This window comes from Neobacillus niacini, assembly GCF_023715785.1.
In the GTDB taxonomy this organism is placed as follows: domain Bacteria; phylum Bacillota; class Bacilli; order Bacillales; family Cytobacillaceae; genus Neobacillus; species Neobacillus niacini_E.
The window spans coordinates 33,781-47,376 of the sequence record NZ_JAMBOX010000006.1; the positions used below are offsets into that span (position 1 = coordinate 33,781).

The following is a 13,596-nucleotide window of genomic DNA, read 5'->3' on the forward strand; positions in this document are numbered from 1 at the left end:
AAAGGATTTTTCCTTTTTAAAAAATAAAAACCTTACCCAATTAAGGAGGAAATTAACATGACAGTAAAAGTTGGTATTAATGGTTTTGGACGTATCGGTCGTAACGTATTCCGTGCGGCATTAACAAATAACAACATTGAAATCGTGGCAATCAACGATTTAACAGATGCAAATATGCTTGCTCACCTTTTAAAATATGATTCCGTACACGGTACACTTCAAGAGGATGTAACGGTTGACGGCGAATATTTAGTAGTTGGCGGCCGCAAAGTGAAGGTTCTTGCTGAGCGCGACCCTGCACAGCTTGGCTGGGGCGGACTTGGTGTCGATGTAGTTGTTGAATCAACTGGCCGTTTCACAAAGCGTGACGATGCAGCGAAACACCTTGAAGCAGGTGCAAAGAAAGTTATCATCTCTGCTCCGGCAACAAACGAAGACATTACAATCGTAATGGGCGTTAACGAAGATAAGTACGATGCGGCTAACCACCATGTTATTTCTAATGCATCTTGTACAACAAACTGCTTGGCTCCATTCGCAAAAGTATTAAATGACAAGTTTGGCATCAAGCGCGGTATGATGACTACGATTCACTCTTACACAAATGACCAGCAAATTCTTGACTTGCCACATAAAGATTACCGCCGTGCCCGTGCAGCTGCTGAGAACATGATTCCAACTTCAACTGGTGCAGCAAAAGCGGTTGCGTTAGTATTACCAGAACTTAAAGGCAAGTTAAATGGTATGGCAATGCGCGTGCCAACGCCAAACGTATCTGTCGTAGACCTTGTTGTTGAACTAGAGAAAGACGTTACAGCTGAAGAAGTTAACTCTGCATTAAAAACTGCTGCTGAAGGCGATTTAAAAGGCATTCTTGCTTACAATGAACTGCCATTAGTATCTACTGACTACAATGGTGCACCTGTTTCTTCTACAATCGATGCCCTTTCAACTATGGTAATGGAAGGCAACATGGTAAAAGTACTTTCTTGGTACGATAACGAAGTTGGTTACTCCAACCGCGTTGTAGACCTTGTTGATTACCTTGCTAAAAAAGGACTTTAATATTGGATAAGGTTGGAATTTATTCCACAAACTATATATAATGAGTATGGTATTCCAAAGGGGAGTGGGTGAGGTTGCCCCTCTCCTTTTTTACTGCGTTTCTGGATTTTTAAAAAAGCCACTACATAGGAGGTCCTTTTTCGATGAACAAAAAGTCAGTCAGAGATATCGATGTGAAGGGTAAACGCGTATTTTGCCGGGTTGATTTCAACGTACCGATGCAGGACGGAAAAATCACCGATGAAACGCGGATTCGTGCGGCGCTGCCAACGATTCAATATTTAATTGAGCAAGGAGCAAAGGTAATTCTGGCAAGCCACCTCGGCCGTCCAAAAGGCAAAGTGGTAGAGGAAATGCGCTTGACTCCGGTTGCGGCACGCTTATCCGAGCTGCTTGGAAAAGACGTAAAAAAAGCGGATGAAGCATACGGAGATTCCGTCAAAGCGCTAATCGGCGAGATGGGCGAAGGCGATGTACTGTTACTAGAAAACGTTCGTTTCTATCCTGGAGAAGAAAAGAATGATGATGAGTTGGCTAAATCATTTGCCGAACTTGCAGATTTATATGTCAATGATGCATTTGGCGCTGCCCACCGTGCGCACGCTTCTACTGAAGGAATCGCGCACCATCTTCCAGCAGTTTCTGGTTTCTTAATGCAAAAAGAGCTTGATGTTCTCGGCAAGGCATTATCGAATCCGGAGCGCCCGTTCACAGCGATTATTGGCGGGGCAAAGGTTAAGGACAAGATTGGCGTAATTGACAATCTTTTAGAGTTAGTCGATAACCTAATCATTGGTGGCGGTCTTGCTTATACATTTGTGAAGGCCCAGGGCCATGAAATCGGCAAATCGTTGCTTGAAGCGGACAAGATTGACCTAGCCAAGTCATTTATGGAAAAAGCAAAAGCCAAAGGCGTTAACTTCTATATGCCGATTGATGCGGTGGTTGCGGATGATTTTTCAGCAGATGCCAACACAAAAGTGGTAGCGATTGAAGAAATCCCGGCCGATTGGGAAGCTCTTGATATAGGACCAAAAACAGCGGAAATTTATCGTGACGTCATCCAAAAATCAAAGCTTGTCATTTGGAACGGACCAATGGGTGTGTTCGAAATCGATAAGTTTGCTGGAGGTACAAAGGCTGTTGCTGAAGCTTTGGCTGATGCTGGGGACACCTATTCCGTTATTGGCGGCGGCGACTCCGCGGCAGCTGCTGAAAAATTTGGCTTGGCCGATAAAATGAGCCATATTTCCACAGGTGGCGGCGCTTCACTGGAGTTTATCGAAGGAAAAGCACTTCCTGGTGTTGTGGCATTGAACGATAAATAACTATATCTACAAATTTTTAATGGATATCTACAATTAGTGAAGGATGTCTACAATTTTTCAAATATATCTACAAATTTCGGACAGATATCTACAATTCTGAACAGATATCTACAAATCCGCTTTTTAGAAAGGATGTTCCAGCATGCGTAAACCGATTATTGCCGGTAACTGGAAAATGCATAAGACACTTTCCGAAGCAAAAAGCTTTGCCCAAGAAGTGAAGGGGCAAGTTCCAGCGGCAGACAAGATGGATTCTGTCATCTGCGCCCCTGCCTTATTTTTACAAAGCTTAGTGGACACCGTCCAAGGCAGCGAAGTAAAAATTGGTGCGCAAAACATGCACTTTGAAGACAAAGGTGCGTTTACCGGAGAAATCAGCCCGGCGGCACTCGCTGACCTTGGCGTCCAATACGTCATCATCGGACACTCCGAGCGCCGTGAAATGTTCAACGAAACCGATGAGTCCGTCAACAAAAAAGTGCTAGCAGCATTCAAGCATAATCTAACCCCAATCGTTTGCTGCGGCGAAACGTTAGAGCAACGCGAAAACGGCGAAACCATGAACCTTGTTGGTTCACAAATCCAAAAAGCGTTGACAGGCTTAGCGGAAGATCAAGTGAAGCAAACCGTGATTGCTTATGAACCAATCTGGGCAATCGGCACCGGCAAATCTTCTACAGCACAGGATGCCAACGAAGTATGCGCCCATATCCGCCAAGTGGTGGCACAACAATTTTCACAAGAAACAGCCGAAGCCATCAGAATTCAGTACGGCGGCAGCGTGAAACCGGAAAATATTAAGGAATACATGGCCCAGCCGGATATTGACGGAGCCCTAGTGGGCGGCGCAAGCTTGGAGCCACAATCATTCTTACAATTACTAGAAGGTGGAAAATATGAGTAAAGCTCCTGTAGCTTTAATTATCTTGGACGGTTTCGGCTGCCGGGATGAGCAAAAAGGTAATGCCGTTTATCATGCGAAAAAGCCAAACTTTGACCGCTACTGGGAAACATACCCGCATTCCCACCTGACGGCAAGTGGTGAAGCAGTGGGTCTGCCAGAAGGACAAATGGGGAACTCCGAAGTTGGCCACCTCAATATTGGTGCTGGCCGGATTGTCTACCAAAGCCTAACTCGTGTCAACATTGCGATTCGTGAAGGTGAGTTTGTGAAAAATGAAACCTTCCTCGACGCCATGCAGCACGCGAAAAAGCATGGAACTGCCCTGCATTTGTTTGGTTTGCTATCTGATGGCGGAGTTCACAGCCATATTAATCATATGTTCGCCTTGCTAAAACTGGCAAAAGAAGAAGGTTTAGAAAAGGTATATATCCATGCCTTCCTTGACGGCCGTGATGTCGGTCCAAAAACGGCACCAACATATATTCAGCAAACCCTGGACAAAATGAAAGAGTATGGCGTTGGCGAATTCGCCACGATTTCCGGCCGCTATTACTCGATGGACCGTGACAAACGCTGGGAGCGTGTGGAAAAATCGTATCGGTCAATGGTATACGGCGAAGGCCCGACCTACACCAATCCATTGGAGCTTGTCGAGGATTCATACTCTCACGGAATCTTTGATGAATTCGTGATTCCGTCTGTCATCACTAGGGAAGACGGAAAGCCGGTTGCAACGATTCAGGATAATGATGCGGTCATTTTCTATAATTTCCGTCCTGACCGGGCGATTCAAATTTCCAACACGTTTACGAACGAGGATTTTCGCTCGTTTGACCGTGGACCGAAGCATCCAAAGCATTTACATTTTGTTTGCTTAACCCACTTCAGTGAATCTGTTGACGGCTATGTTGCTTTCAAGCCGACCAACTTGGACAACACGCTTGGTGAAGTGCTGTCGCAAAACAATTTAAAACAGCTGCGGATTGCCGAAACGGAAAAGTATCCGCACGTCACCTTCTTTATGAGCGGCGGCCGCGAGGATAAATTCCCTGGCGAGGAGCGGATCTTGATTAACTCGCCGAAGGTTCCGACCTATGACCTTAAGCCGGAAATGAGCGCTTATGAAGTGACCGATGCCTTGTTAAAGGAAATCGAAGCGGACAAATTTGATGCGATACTCTTAAACTTTGCCAACCCGGATATGGTTGGACACTCAGGCATGCTTGAGCCGACGGTTAAAGCCATCGAGACAGTTGATGAATGTTTAGGAAAAATTGTCGACCTCATCCTGCAAAAAGGCGGGACAGCGATTATTACCGCTGACCATGGCAACGCCGATGAAGTTGTGACCCTTGACGGCAATCCGATGACGGCGCACACTACCAATCCTGTGCCGGTTATTGTAACCAAACAAGGTGTTGACCTCCGTGACGGCGGCATTCTTGGCGATTTGGCGCCAACCATGCTGGATTTGTTGAAGGTAGACCAGCCGGCCGAAATGACCGGAAAATCGTTAATTAAATAATTTTTTTAAATAAAAGGAGAGAATATAAAAATGCCATATATTGCTGATGTTTATGCTCGTGAAGTATTAGATTCCCGCGGAAATCCAACTGTTGAAGTTGAAGTTTTTACTGAATCCGGTGCCTTCGGACGCGCGCTTGTTCCAAGCGGTGCTTCCACTGGTGAATACGAAGCAGTTGAGCTTCGCGACGGCGACAAAGGCCGTTACCTTGGCAAAGGCGTGCAAAAAGCGGTTGACAATGTTAACGAAATTATTGCACCAATGCTTGTTGGCGAAGAGTATAGCGTCCTTGACCAAGTTTCTGTCGATAAAGCCCTTATTGAGCTTGACGGTACAGATAACAAAGGTAAATTAGGCGCAAACGCCATCCTTGGCGTTTCCATGGCGGTTGCTCATGCTGCGGCTAACTACCTTGACATTCCATTATATCAATACCTTGGCGGCTTCAACTCCAAGCAGCTTCCAGTTCCAATGATGAACATTGTGAACGGCGGCGAGCACGCTGATAACAACGTGGATATTCAAGAATTCATGATCATGCCAGTAGGCGCTCCAAACTTTAAAGAAGCGCTTCGAATGGGTGCAGAAATTTTCCATACTTTAAAATCAGTTCTTAAAGGCAAAGGCTTGAATACAGCTGTCGGCGATGAAGGCGGTTTTGCTCCAAACCTTGGATCTAACGAAGAAGCATTGCAAACGATTGTAGAAGCAATTGAAAAAGCAGGCTACAAGCCAGGCGAAGAAGTTATGCTGGCAATGGACGCAGCATCTTCCGAGTTCTACAACAAAGAAGATGGCAAATACCATCTTGCTGGTGAAGGTGTGGTTAAAACATCTGCAGAAATGGTTGATTGGTACGAAGAGCTTGCTAACAAATACCCAATCATCTCCATTGAAGACGGTTTGGATGAAAACGACTGGGAAGGCCACAAGCTATTAACAGAGCGTCTTGGCAAGAAAGTTCAATTAGTGGGTGACGATTTATTTGTTACGAACACGAAAAAGCTTGCTGAAGGAATCGAAAAAGGCATTGGCAACTCGATCCTAATTAAAGTAAACCAAATCGGTACCTTGACTGAAACATTTGACGCAATCGAAATGGCGAAGCGCGCTGGTTATACAGCAGTTATCTCTCATCGCTCCGGCGAAACGGAAGATGCAACTATCGCTGACATCGCTGTTGCGACAAACGCAGGCCAAATCAAGACTGGTGCTCCATCTCGTACAGACCGTGTTGCGAAGTACAACCAATTGCTTCGTATTGAAGACCAATTGGGTGAAACTGCACAATACAATGGTATTAAATCTTTCTACAACTTAAAGAAGTAATGTTTGAAGCGACCCCCTTAAGTTGGACTTAACAATCCAGCTTAGGGGGTTTTATTTTTCCATTAAAAGCAGGGAATCAACTGTTCTTTGTTTAATAAGTATATAAACAACCTATGACAAAGAAAGACTGGGGAAGAGGAATGAGGAAATATTTGAAACGTTTATCAAAAACCCAAATGTTGATCATCCTTTTTGCGGTGCTGGCGATTGGATTTTATTATTTTTACTCCACTGGGTCTTTTCCATTTCAAAAGGCTTCTGTTGTGGTGAAGGAAGAAAAAACGAAAGAAGGCGAACCGGTCCTTCAAATTCAGGATGCTACAACCGAGCAGGCAGAGAAAGAGTTTCCCGTTGATATGCCGGAAACGGAAGTGATGGCGGCGCTTCATAAAATGTCTCACCAGAAAGTTGTTGCGAGAAAGAAGTGGGGCGCAATTCCGTTAACCCCTCAGCGCGTGGACAGGTTATTAAGCGTAGTCACACAAAACAAGTCCAAATATAAAAATTCCGAAGTTTACATCGACATTTTAAACCGCTGGGCTGACGGGGATTTTTCCCATGCGGACGATGACCATAACGTGATCTGGAATCTTCAGGGCGGCACGGTCGGCAAAGCCACGGGGCTCGCGTCCACTAATGAGGAAAAGGAATTCATCGAACAAAATTTTAATATTAAGCTTGAAAAATAGACACACTGATGCCATATTCCCAAAAGCTGTCACAGAACTTTTGTTGTGAAAAGGCAAAGAATATGGTAAATTTAAAATACTGTGCAGTACGTTTTCAGGAGGTGGCCATTCATGCATGCATTTTTAGTTACACTATTAGTCATCGTAAGTATCGGACTTATTGTTGTTGTCTTACTTCAATCAGGTAAAAGCGCTGGTCTATCCGGTGCCATTTCCGGCGGGGCAGAAACCCTATTCGGCAAGCAAAAAGCAAGAGGAATTGATTTGATTCTGCACCGTATCACCGTGGTATTATCAGTACTATTTTTCCTGCTTACCCTTGCAGTTACTTACTTTAAAATCTAATAAAAAAGTGAAACCCGGCCGCGAAAGCCGGGTTTTTTATTATACTAGAAGTCTTTTTAATGGAATGTTCATACCCTGTTTGCTTAAACTAAAGAATAGTGACAAACTGGTATTAGAAGGAGTTTTTTGTATGAAAATCGCATTGCCAAAACCATTTACGTTCGAGGGGGGCCCACGGGCGGTACTGCTGCTTCATGGCTTTACCGGAAATTCCTCCGATGTCCGGATGCTGGGCCGATTTTTAGAAAAGAAGGGGTATACATGCCATGCGCCGCATTATAAGGGCCACGGCGTGCCCCCGGAAGAGCTGGTCCATACCGGCCCCGAAGATTGGTGGCAGGATGTTCTAAACGGCTATGAATTTTTGAAAAAACGCGGCCATGAGGAAATTGCCGTTGCCGGACTTTCACTTGGCGGCGTATTTTCCCTGAAATTGGGATACAATGTACCTATAAAGGGCATTGTGCCGATGTGCGCCCCGATGCATATTAAAAGCGAAGAAGTCATGTACGAGGGAGTTCTCGAGTATGCCCGTGAATTCAAAAAGCGGGAAGGGAAAAGTGACGAGCAAGTAGAATCGGAAATGAACGAGTTTAAAAAAACACCGATGAACACGCTAAAAGCGCTGCAGGCGTTAATTGCTGACGTCCGGGATCATGTCGATCTGATTTATGCACCGACCTTTGTCGTCCAAGCCCGGCACGACAACATGATTAACACAGAGAGCGCCAATATCATCTATGAGAATATTGAATCGCCGAAAAAGCAAATTAAATGGTATGAAGAGTCAGGCCACGTGATTACGCTGGACAAAGAAAAGGAACAGCTCCATGAGGACGTTTATGCTTTTCTGGAAAGCTTGGACTGGCGCGTTTAAACACAGAGTCCTTCCATGAAACCGGTGGAAAGACCAAGAGGAGGGATATATAAATGGAAGAAAATATTCAAAAGCACATTGATAAGCTTTTGCAATATATGAAGGATGAGGCTTATAAACCTTTGACGGTTCAGGAGCTTGAAGAGGCTTTTGGAATCGAGGATTCGGCCGATTTTAAAGAGTTTGTCAAAGCGCTCGTGCAGATGGAAGAAAAAGGGCTGGTAGTCCGAACCCGTGCCAACCGCTACGGCTTGCCGCAAAAAATGAACTTGATTCGCGGCAAGCTGACAGGCCATGCCAAGGGATTTGCGTTTGTCATCCCGGATGAGCCTGGGATGGATGATATTTTTATCCCGCCAACCGAAACAAACACGGCGATGCATGGTGATACGGTTTTAGTGCGAATTTCGTCTGAAACGTCGGGGCAGCGCCGTGAAGGCAGTGTTGTCAGGATACTCGAACGGGGCATCCAGCAAATTGTCGGAACCTATGTTGAAAGCAAGAGCTTTGGCTTTGTCCTTCCCGATGATAAAAAATTTACCAGCGACATTTTTATTCCAAAGGCCGCAGCCAAGGGAGCGGTTGAGGGGCATAAGGTTGTCGTTAAGTTAACCTCCTATCCAGAGGGCCGCAAAAGTGCCGAGGGAGAAGTCGTCGCGATTCTCGGGCATAAAAATGATCCGGGTGTCGATATCCTTTCTGTCATACATAAGCACGGGCTGCCGATGGAGTTCCCTGAAGAAGTGCTGCAGCAGGCCAATGAGGTGCCTGACACCATTGATGAAAGCGAGCTGGTCAACCGCCGCGACCTTCGCGGTGAAACGATCGTCACGATCGACGGAGCCGACGCCAAAGACCTTGATGATGCCGTAACCGTAACTCACCTGGAAAACGGCAATTATAAGCTTGGTGTCCATATCGCTGACGTCAGCTATTATGTAAAAGAAGGCACGCCAATCGATGTGGAAGCCTCCGAACGGGCGACGAGCGTTTATTTGGTCGACCGGGTGATTCCGATGATTCCCCACCGGCTGTCGAACGGCATTTGTTCATTGAATCCGAAGGTCGACCGACTGACCTTGTCGTGTGAGATGGAAATCGATTCGGAAGGTCATGTCGTTTCGCATGAAATTTTTCAAAGTGTCATCAAAACAACGGAGCGGATGACGTACCACGATGTGAATCTGATTCTTGTTGAAAAAGATGAGGCTGTCAGGGCACGGTATGAGCCGCTAGTTCCAATGTTCGAGGCAATGGAGGAACTGGCCGCGATTCTTCGGAAAAAGCGGATGACACGCGGCGCTATCGACTTTGATTTCAAAGAATCAAAGGTATTGGTTGACGAAGAAGGGCACCCGACCGATGTTGTGTTGCGCGAGCGCTCGGTGGCCGAGCGTCTAATTGAAGAGTTCATGCTGGCCGCTAACGAAACAGTGGCCGAACATTTCCACTGGATGGATGTTCCGTTTATTTACCGGATTCACGAGGATCCGAAAGAAGACAAGCTGCGGAAGTTTTTCGAGTTTATTACGAACTTTGGCTACATCGTACGCGGTACCGCTAACGATGTCCACCCGCGGGCGTTGCAGGCAATTATTGAAGAGGTCCAGGGCAAGCCGGAGGAGATGGTTGTCTCCACCGTGATGCTCCGGTCAATGCAGCAGGCGAAATACGACCCGGAAAGCCTTGGCCACTTCGGGTTATCGACGCAGTTTTATACGCATTTCACGTCACCGATTCGCCGCTATCCCGATACGATTGTACACCGCTTGATTCGCACCTATATCGTGGAGGGCAAGCTGGATGAGGCGACACGGGCCAAATGGGATGCTCTGCTCCCGGAGATTGCCCAGCATGCTTCAAAAATGGAGCGCCGGGCCGTTGATGCCGAGCGCGAAACCGATGAACTGAAAAAAGCGGAATATATGGAGGACAAGATTGGCGAGGAGTATGACGGCATTATCAGCTCCGTTACCAATTTCGGGATGTTTGTCGAGCTGCCGAATACGATTGAAGGCCTTGTCCATGTCAGCTATATGACCGATGACTATTACCGCTTTGACGACCGACATTACGCAATGATCGGCGAACGCACCGGCAACGTGTTCCGAATTGGCGATGAGATTACCGTTCGTGTAGTCAAGGTCAACAAAGATGAACGCATCATTGATTTTGAAATCGTCGGCATGAAGGGCACCCGGCGCCGGGAGGTTCCAGATCGACCGAAGATATTTAGAACAGGCAGCGACACGAACAAGCCGCGTCGGGGCAAAGAAGGTGCCCGCGGTGGTGCAGGTGCTGGCGGTCAGGGCGGTCGTAAGTCAGAGTCTGGCAGTGGCAGTGGCGGTGGCGGTGGCGGCCAAGGAAGCGCCGGCAAGTCGAAAAAGAAACGCAAATTTTACGATAATGTTCCAAAGGCAAAAAGCCGGAAACGGAGAAACAAATAGGGTTTTTTGGGGAGGGCCTGGTTTTTGGGCCTTCCTTTGTTGTTTCTTAAAGACAAAACGAGCTTGATAAGTGTGAAAATGTCTAATAGAAGGCTTCTAAAAGACAAAACGAGCTTGATAAGTGTGAAAGTGTCTAATAGAAGGCTTCTAAAAGACAAAACGAGCTTTATGAGTGTGAAAGTGTCTAATAGGGGGCTTCTAAAAGACAAAACGTGCTTGATAAGTGTGAAAGTGTCTAATAGAAGGTTTCTAAAAGACAAAATCATCCTTGTTAATGTAAAACTGTCTAATAGACCTGTAAAAGGCACATATTCCATTTTCCTAATTGTACACCTCATGCCCATTCTGTTAAAATTAACTGGTAAACGAGGTGAAAAATATGCCAAAAGGTGAAGGGAAAGTTGTCGCCCAAAACAAAAAGGCAACCCACGATTATTTTATCGAGGAAACGTACGAGGCCGGAATCGTCCTCCAAGGAACAGAAATCAAATCAATCCGTGCCGGCAAGGTCAACCTGAAGGATTCATACGTCAGAATCCAAGATGGCGAAGCTGTTTTGTTCGGGATGCACATTAGCCCATACGAACAAGGAAACCGTTACAACCACGATCCGCTAAGAACACGCAAGCTTTTGCTTCATAAAAAAGAAATTAATAAACTGTATGGTGAAGTGAAAGAGGCAGGGTACGCGCTCATTCCGTTGAAGCTTTATTTGAAAAATGGTTTTTGCAAGGTGTTAATTGGCCTGGCAAAAGGGAAAAAGAATTATGACAAGCGCCATACCTTGAAAGAAAAAGAAGCGAAGCGTGATATTGAACGTGCCTTCCGTGAGCGTCAGAAGCTGTAGGTTGGAGACGTCGAAAACCTACAAGTTGGTTCGCCTTACAAATACTTACAATTTGAAAAATACGCTCAGTATGTTATAATAAGTTTGTCGCTAAGATCCGACACAAACTTTAGCTCAAACAAGCTTGCCAGTATCCTAACGTCGTTGCTGAAAATAACAGCACATTCTTATAATGGGGACGCTACGGATTCGACAGGGGTAGTTCGAGCTTAGGTTGCGAGTCGAGGGGATCGGCCTCGTTAAAACGTCAAAGCCATAACTGGCAAAACTAACAACAACTTAGCTTTCGCAGCTTAATAACTGCATAGCTGTTCGCCCCTCCATCGCCTATGTGGTAGGGTAGCGGACTCACTCTTAGTAGGCTACGCCGGAGTCCACCGCCTGAGGACGAAGGAAGAGAATAACCAGGCTAGCTGACCGGACGCCTGTCGATAGGCATAAGGCTCGGCGAATCGCCAATATATCGACTACACTCGTAGATGCTTAAGTGCCGATATCTTTGGACGCGGGTTCGATTAATTTTTAGTCGCCTTATGTGGTAACACATAAGTGAAAATCCGGCTTTATCGGTGAAACCTACGTCGCTTAAAAAGCGATACGGCAATGCCGAGCGGTATGTGGAGTAATCCAACAGCCGTGTATCGACTTATAGGCTACCACTTCAAAATGGTAGTACTAGGATGCGAAATCGCTGCCTATCGAGGTAAATTTATGATTCGCATAATACGCCGGGGGACCTGACACCGTGCAGGTTCAAGATATAGTCAGTGCCATAGCGAAAGCATGGAAACGCACGTCCCGCCGTCTCCACCATACATAGGTGGATAACAAGATCAGTCTTTGTGGCTGGTCTTTTTTATATTTGAAAAAATTTTTCTTCAAAGTCAATTTTTTGATTTTGTAATTGGGGGCTATACTTTCCGTTACGAGGCGTGACATTTTCATACTGTTCTAGTATCCATTCTGCACGCTTCCTTTTTTGTGGAACTCTAAGGAACGGTGTTATGTACCTAAGGGCAGTAAATACTTCATTTTTCTTTTTAAATTATTATATTTTATCATTCGACATTCTTCACCAATTACCCTGAGTATGAAATAGTGCTTCCTAAGTGGTATGATACCGAATCAATTTGCTAAAATTTGATAACTTTTAGTTTATACATAAAGTGGAGGGTCATTCCCGAAATTCAGAAAAAGCTACCCATCACGGATAGCTTATTATTTCCTCTAATGTTGAATATTGTTCATGTTGTTCATAGTGCCCATGCCTGTGTTCATATTCATAGTGCCCATGCCGGCATTCATGTTCATGGCTTGCGGCATGCCTGTTGCCGGCGCGTAGGCATTGGTCATCGTTAACACATCTTGCTGAGCCAACTGTGGAACTTGGTAATAATGGTTTTTGTTCATGTAAATGGACAGTTCGTAGCTCATTTCGATGCAGTTTGGCACGGAATCGGCCAAGACACGGCGGACAACAGGATTGGTCGTTTCCAAGGCAGCCATTGTTTTTTGAGCAGCACCTGCTTTACAAGCAGCCAACATCGCTCCAGCAATGAATTCATCGGAAATCTCTGTCATATTCTGCATTGGTTTCTTCGGCTGGGCCGGCTTCAGGCCATAAATGAAATCATTATCCTGCTTCATCATGTAAGTTTGCGTGTCTTTGGAGGGCTCCTGCCCGGTTTTGAAGCACTCCAGCGTGATATTGTATTCGTCCTGCATAAATTGATATTGGCGGTTCAAAATATCCCGCAGCTCTGGGTCCTTCACGTGCTGCATGTACATCATATAATGATTCATTGACCCAATCGAACTCGACAACACCTCATGCACATCAAACATCTCATGCCCGCCATGATTCATTTGCGGCGGCACAGCCCCAGTATGCATATTTTGGTGCATTTGCCCCTGCTGATTTTGCATCATTCCAAATCTCCTCCTTCGTATAATTGGACACAGCCAACCTTATTTTGTTACAAAAAGGATTTGTTATGCTAAATCAGGCTCATATTTATGAGGAAGAGGAGCAGCGCTTTTCCAGGCTGGCCGAGCTGAATCCCCTGGTCAGCAAATTCCAGACGGAAAAAGACGAGAAGGTTTTTGCTCCGACCAACAATATTTAACCGGCTGCTACAGGAGCTGAATCCCGAAAATTTGACCTTGGCGCGACCTGCAGGAACTTGTTTCCAAATGTCTTTTGGAAAATTTTAGACAAAACATCATGGTTGTTGCTATCA

12 protein-coding genes and 1 other RNA gene are annotated in these 13,596 nt (G+C 45.7%); 12 read left to right on the forward strand and 1 reads right to left on the reverse strand.

Annotated elements, in window-relative coordinates; all coding sequences use genetic code 11:
* Nucleotides 1-57 precede the first annotated feature (57 nt).
* From gap to ssrA, 11 genes are all read left to right on the forward strand, one after another.
* The gene (gene gap, locus M3234_RS12590) at nucleotides 58-1,065 is read left to right on the forward strand and encodes a type I glyceraldehyde-3-phosphate dehydrogenase (RefSeq protein ID WP_262305053.1); all 1,008 of its coding nucleotides are present in this window, start codon (nucleotides 58-60) and stop codon (nucleotides 1,063-1,065) included.
* A 143-nt stretch (nucleotides 1,066-1,208) separates the two neighbouring features.
* A complete protein-coding gene (locus M3234_RS12595) occupies nucleotides 1,209-2,393 on the forward strand; it encodes a phosphoglycerate kinase (RefSeq protein WP_262305054.1) in 1,185 nt (394 codons plus the stop codon).
* 142 nt (nucleotides 2,394-2,535) lie between these two features.
* The gene (gene tpiA, locus M3234_RS12600) at nucleotides 2,536-3,297 is read left to right on the forward strand and encodes a triose-phosphate isomerase (protein ID WP_262305055.1); all 762 of its coding nucleotides are present in this window, start codon (nucleotides 2,536-2,538) and stop codon (nucleotides 3,295-3,297) included.
* The gene (gene gpmI, locus M3234_RS12605; protein ID WP_262305056.1) at nucleotides 3,290-4,822 is read left to right on the forward strand and encodes a 2,3-bisphosphoglycerate-independent phosphoglycerate mutase; all 1,533 of its coding nucleotides are present in this window, start codon (nucleotides 3,290-3,292) and stop codon (nucleotides 4,820-4,822) included. The genes tpiA and gpmI overlap by 8 nt, the downstream gene beginning before the upstream one ends.
* 30 nt (nucleotides 4,823-4,852) lie before the next feature.
* Nucleotides 4,853-6,151: a phosphopyruvate hydratase gene (eno, locus tag M3234_RS12610; RefSeq protein ID WP_066314495.1), complete on the forward strand. Its 1,299-nt coding sequence runs from the start codon at nucleotides 4,853-4,855 to the stop codon at nucleotides 6,149-6,151.
* 140 nt (nucleotides 6,152-6,291) lie between these two features.
* A complete protein-coding gene (locus tag M3234_RS12615; protein WP_262305057.1) occupies nucleotides 6,292-6,840 on the forward strand; it encodes a DUF6241 domain-containing protein in 549 nt (182 codons plus the stop codon).
* Nucleotides 6,841-6,951: 111 nt separating this feature from the next.
* Nucleotides 6,952-7,185 carry a preprotein translocase subunit SecG gene (secG, locus tag M3234_RS12620; RefSeq protein ID WP_066314488.1) on the forward strand — a complete coding sequence of 78 codons (234 nt, stop codon included), beginning with the start codon at nucleotides 6,952-6,954 and terminating at the stop codon, nucleotides 7,183-7,185.
* Nucleotides 7,186-7,315: 130 nt separating this feature from the next.
* Nucleotides 7,316-8,062 (forward strand): alpha/beta hydrolase, encoded by a 747-nt coding sequence (locus tag M3234_RS12625; protein ID WP_262305058.1) that lies wholly within the window; start codon nucleotides 7,316-7,318, stop codon nucleotides 8,060-8,062.
* Nucleotides 8,063-8,115: 53 nt separating this feature from the next.
* Nucleotides 8,116-10,509 (forward strand): ribonuclease R, encoded by a 2,394-nt coding sequence (rnr, locus tag M3234_RS12630; RefSeq protein WP_262305059.1) that lies wholly within the window; start codon nucleotides 8,116-8,118, stop codon nucleotides 10,507-10,509.
* Nucleotides 10,510-10,888: 379 nt separating this feature from the next.
* Nucleotides 10,889-11,356, forward strand: a complete 468-nt coding sequence (gene smpB / locus M3234_RS12635) for an SsrA-binding protein SmpB (protein ID WP_066314480.1) — start codon at nucleotides 10,889-10,891, stop codon at nucleotides 11,354-11,356.
* Between the two features lie 182 nt (nucleotides 11,357-11,538).
* Nucleotides 11,539-11,874: a transfer-messenger RNA gene (ssrA, locus tag M3234_RS12640) on the forward strand.
* Between the two features lie 709 nt (nucleotides 11,875-12,583).
* Here ssrA and M3234_RS12645 read toward each other — a convergent pair.
* Nucleotides 12,584-13,282, reverse strand: a complete 699-nt coding sequence (locus M3234_RS12645; protein ID WP_262305264.1) for a spore coat protein — start codon at nucleotides 13,280-13,282, stop codon at nucleotides 12,584-12,586.
* A 68-nt stretch (nucleotides 13,283-13,350) separates the two neighbouring features.
* Here M3234_RS12645 and M3234_RS29295 point away from each other — a divergent pair, with 68 nt between their 5' ends.
* A complete protein-coding gene (locus tag M3234_RS29295) occupies nucleotides 13,351-13,482 on the forward strand; it encodes a hypothetical protein (RefSeq protein ID WP_285858438.1) in 132 nt (43 codons plus the stop codon).
* Nucleotides 13,483-13,596 lie beyond the last annotated feature (114 nt).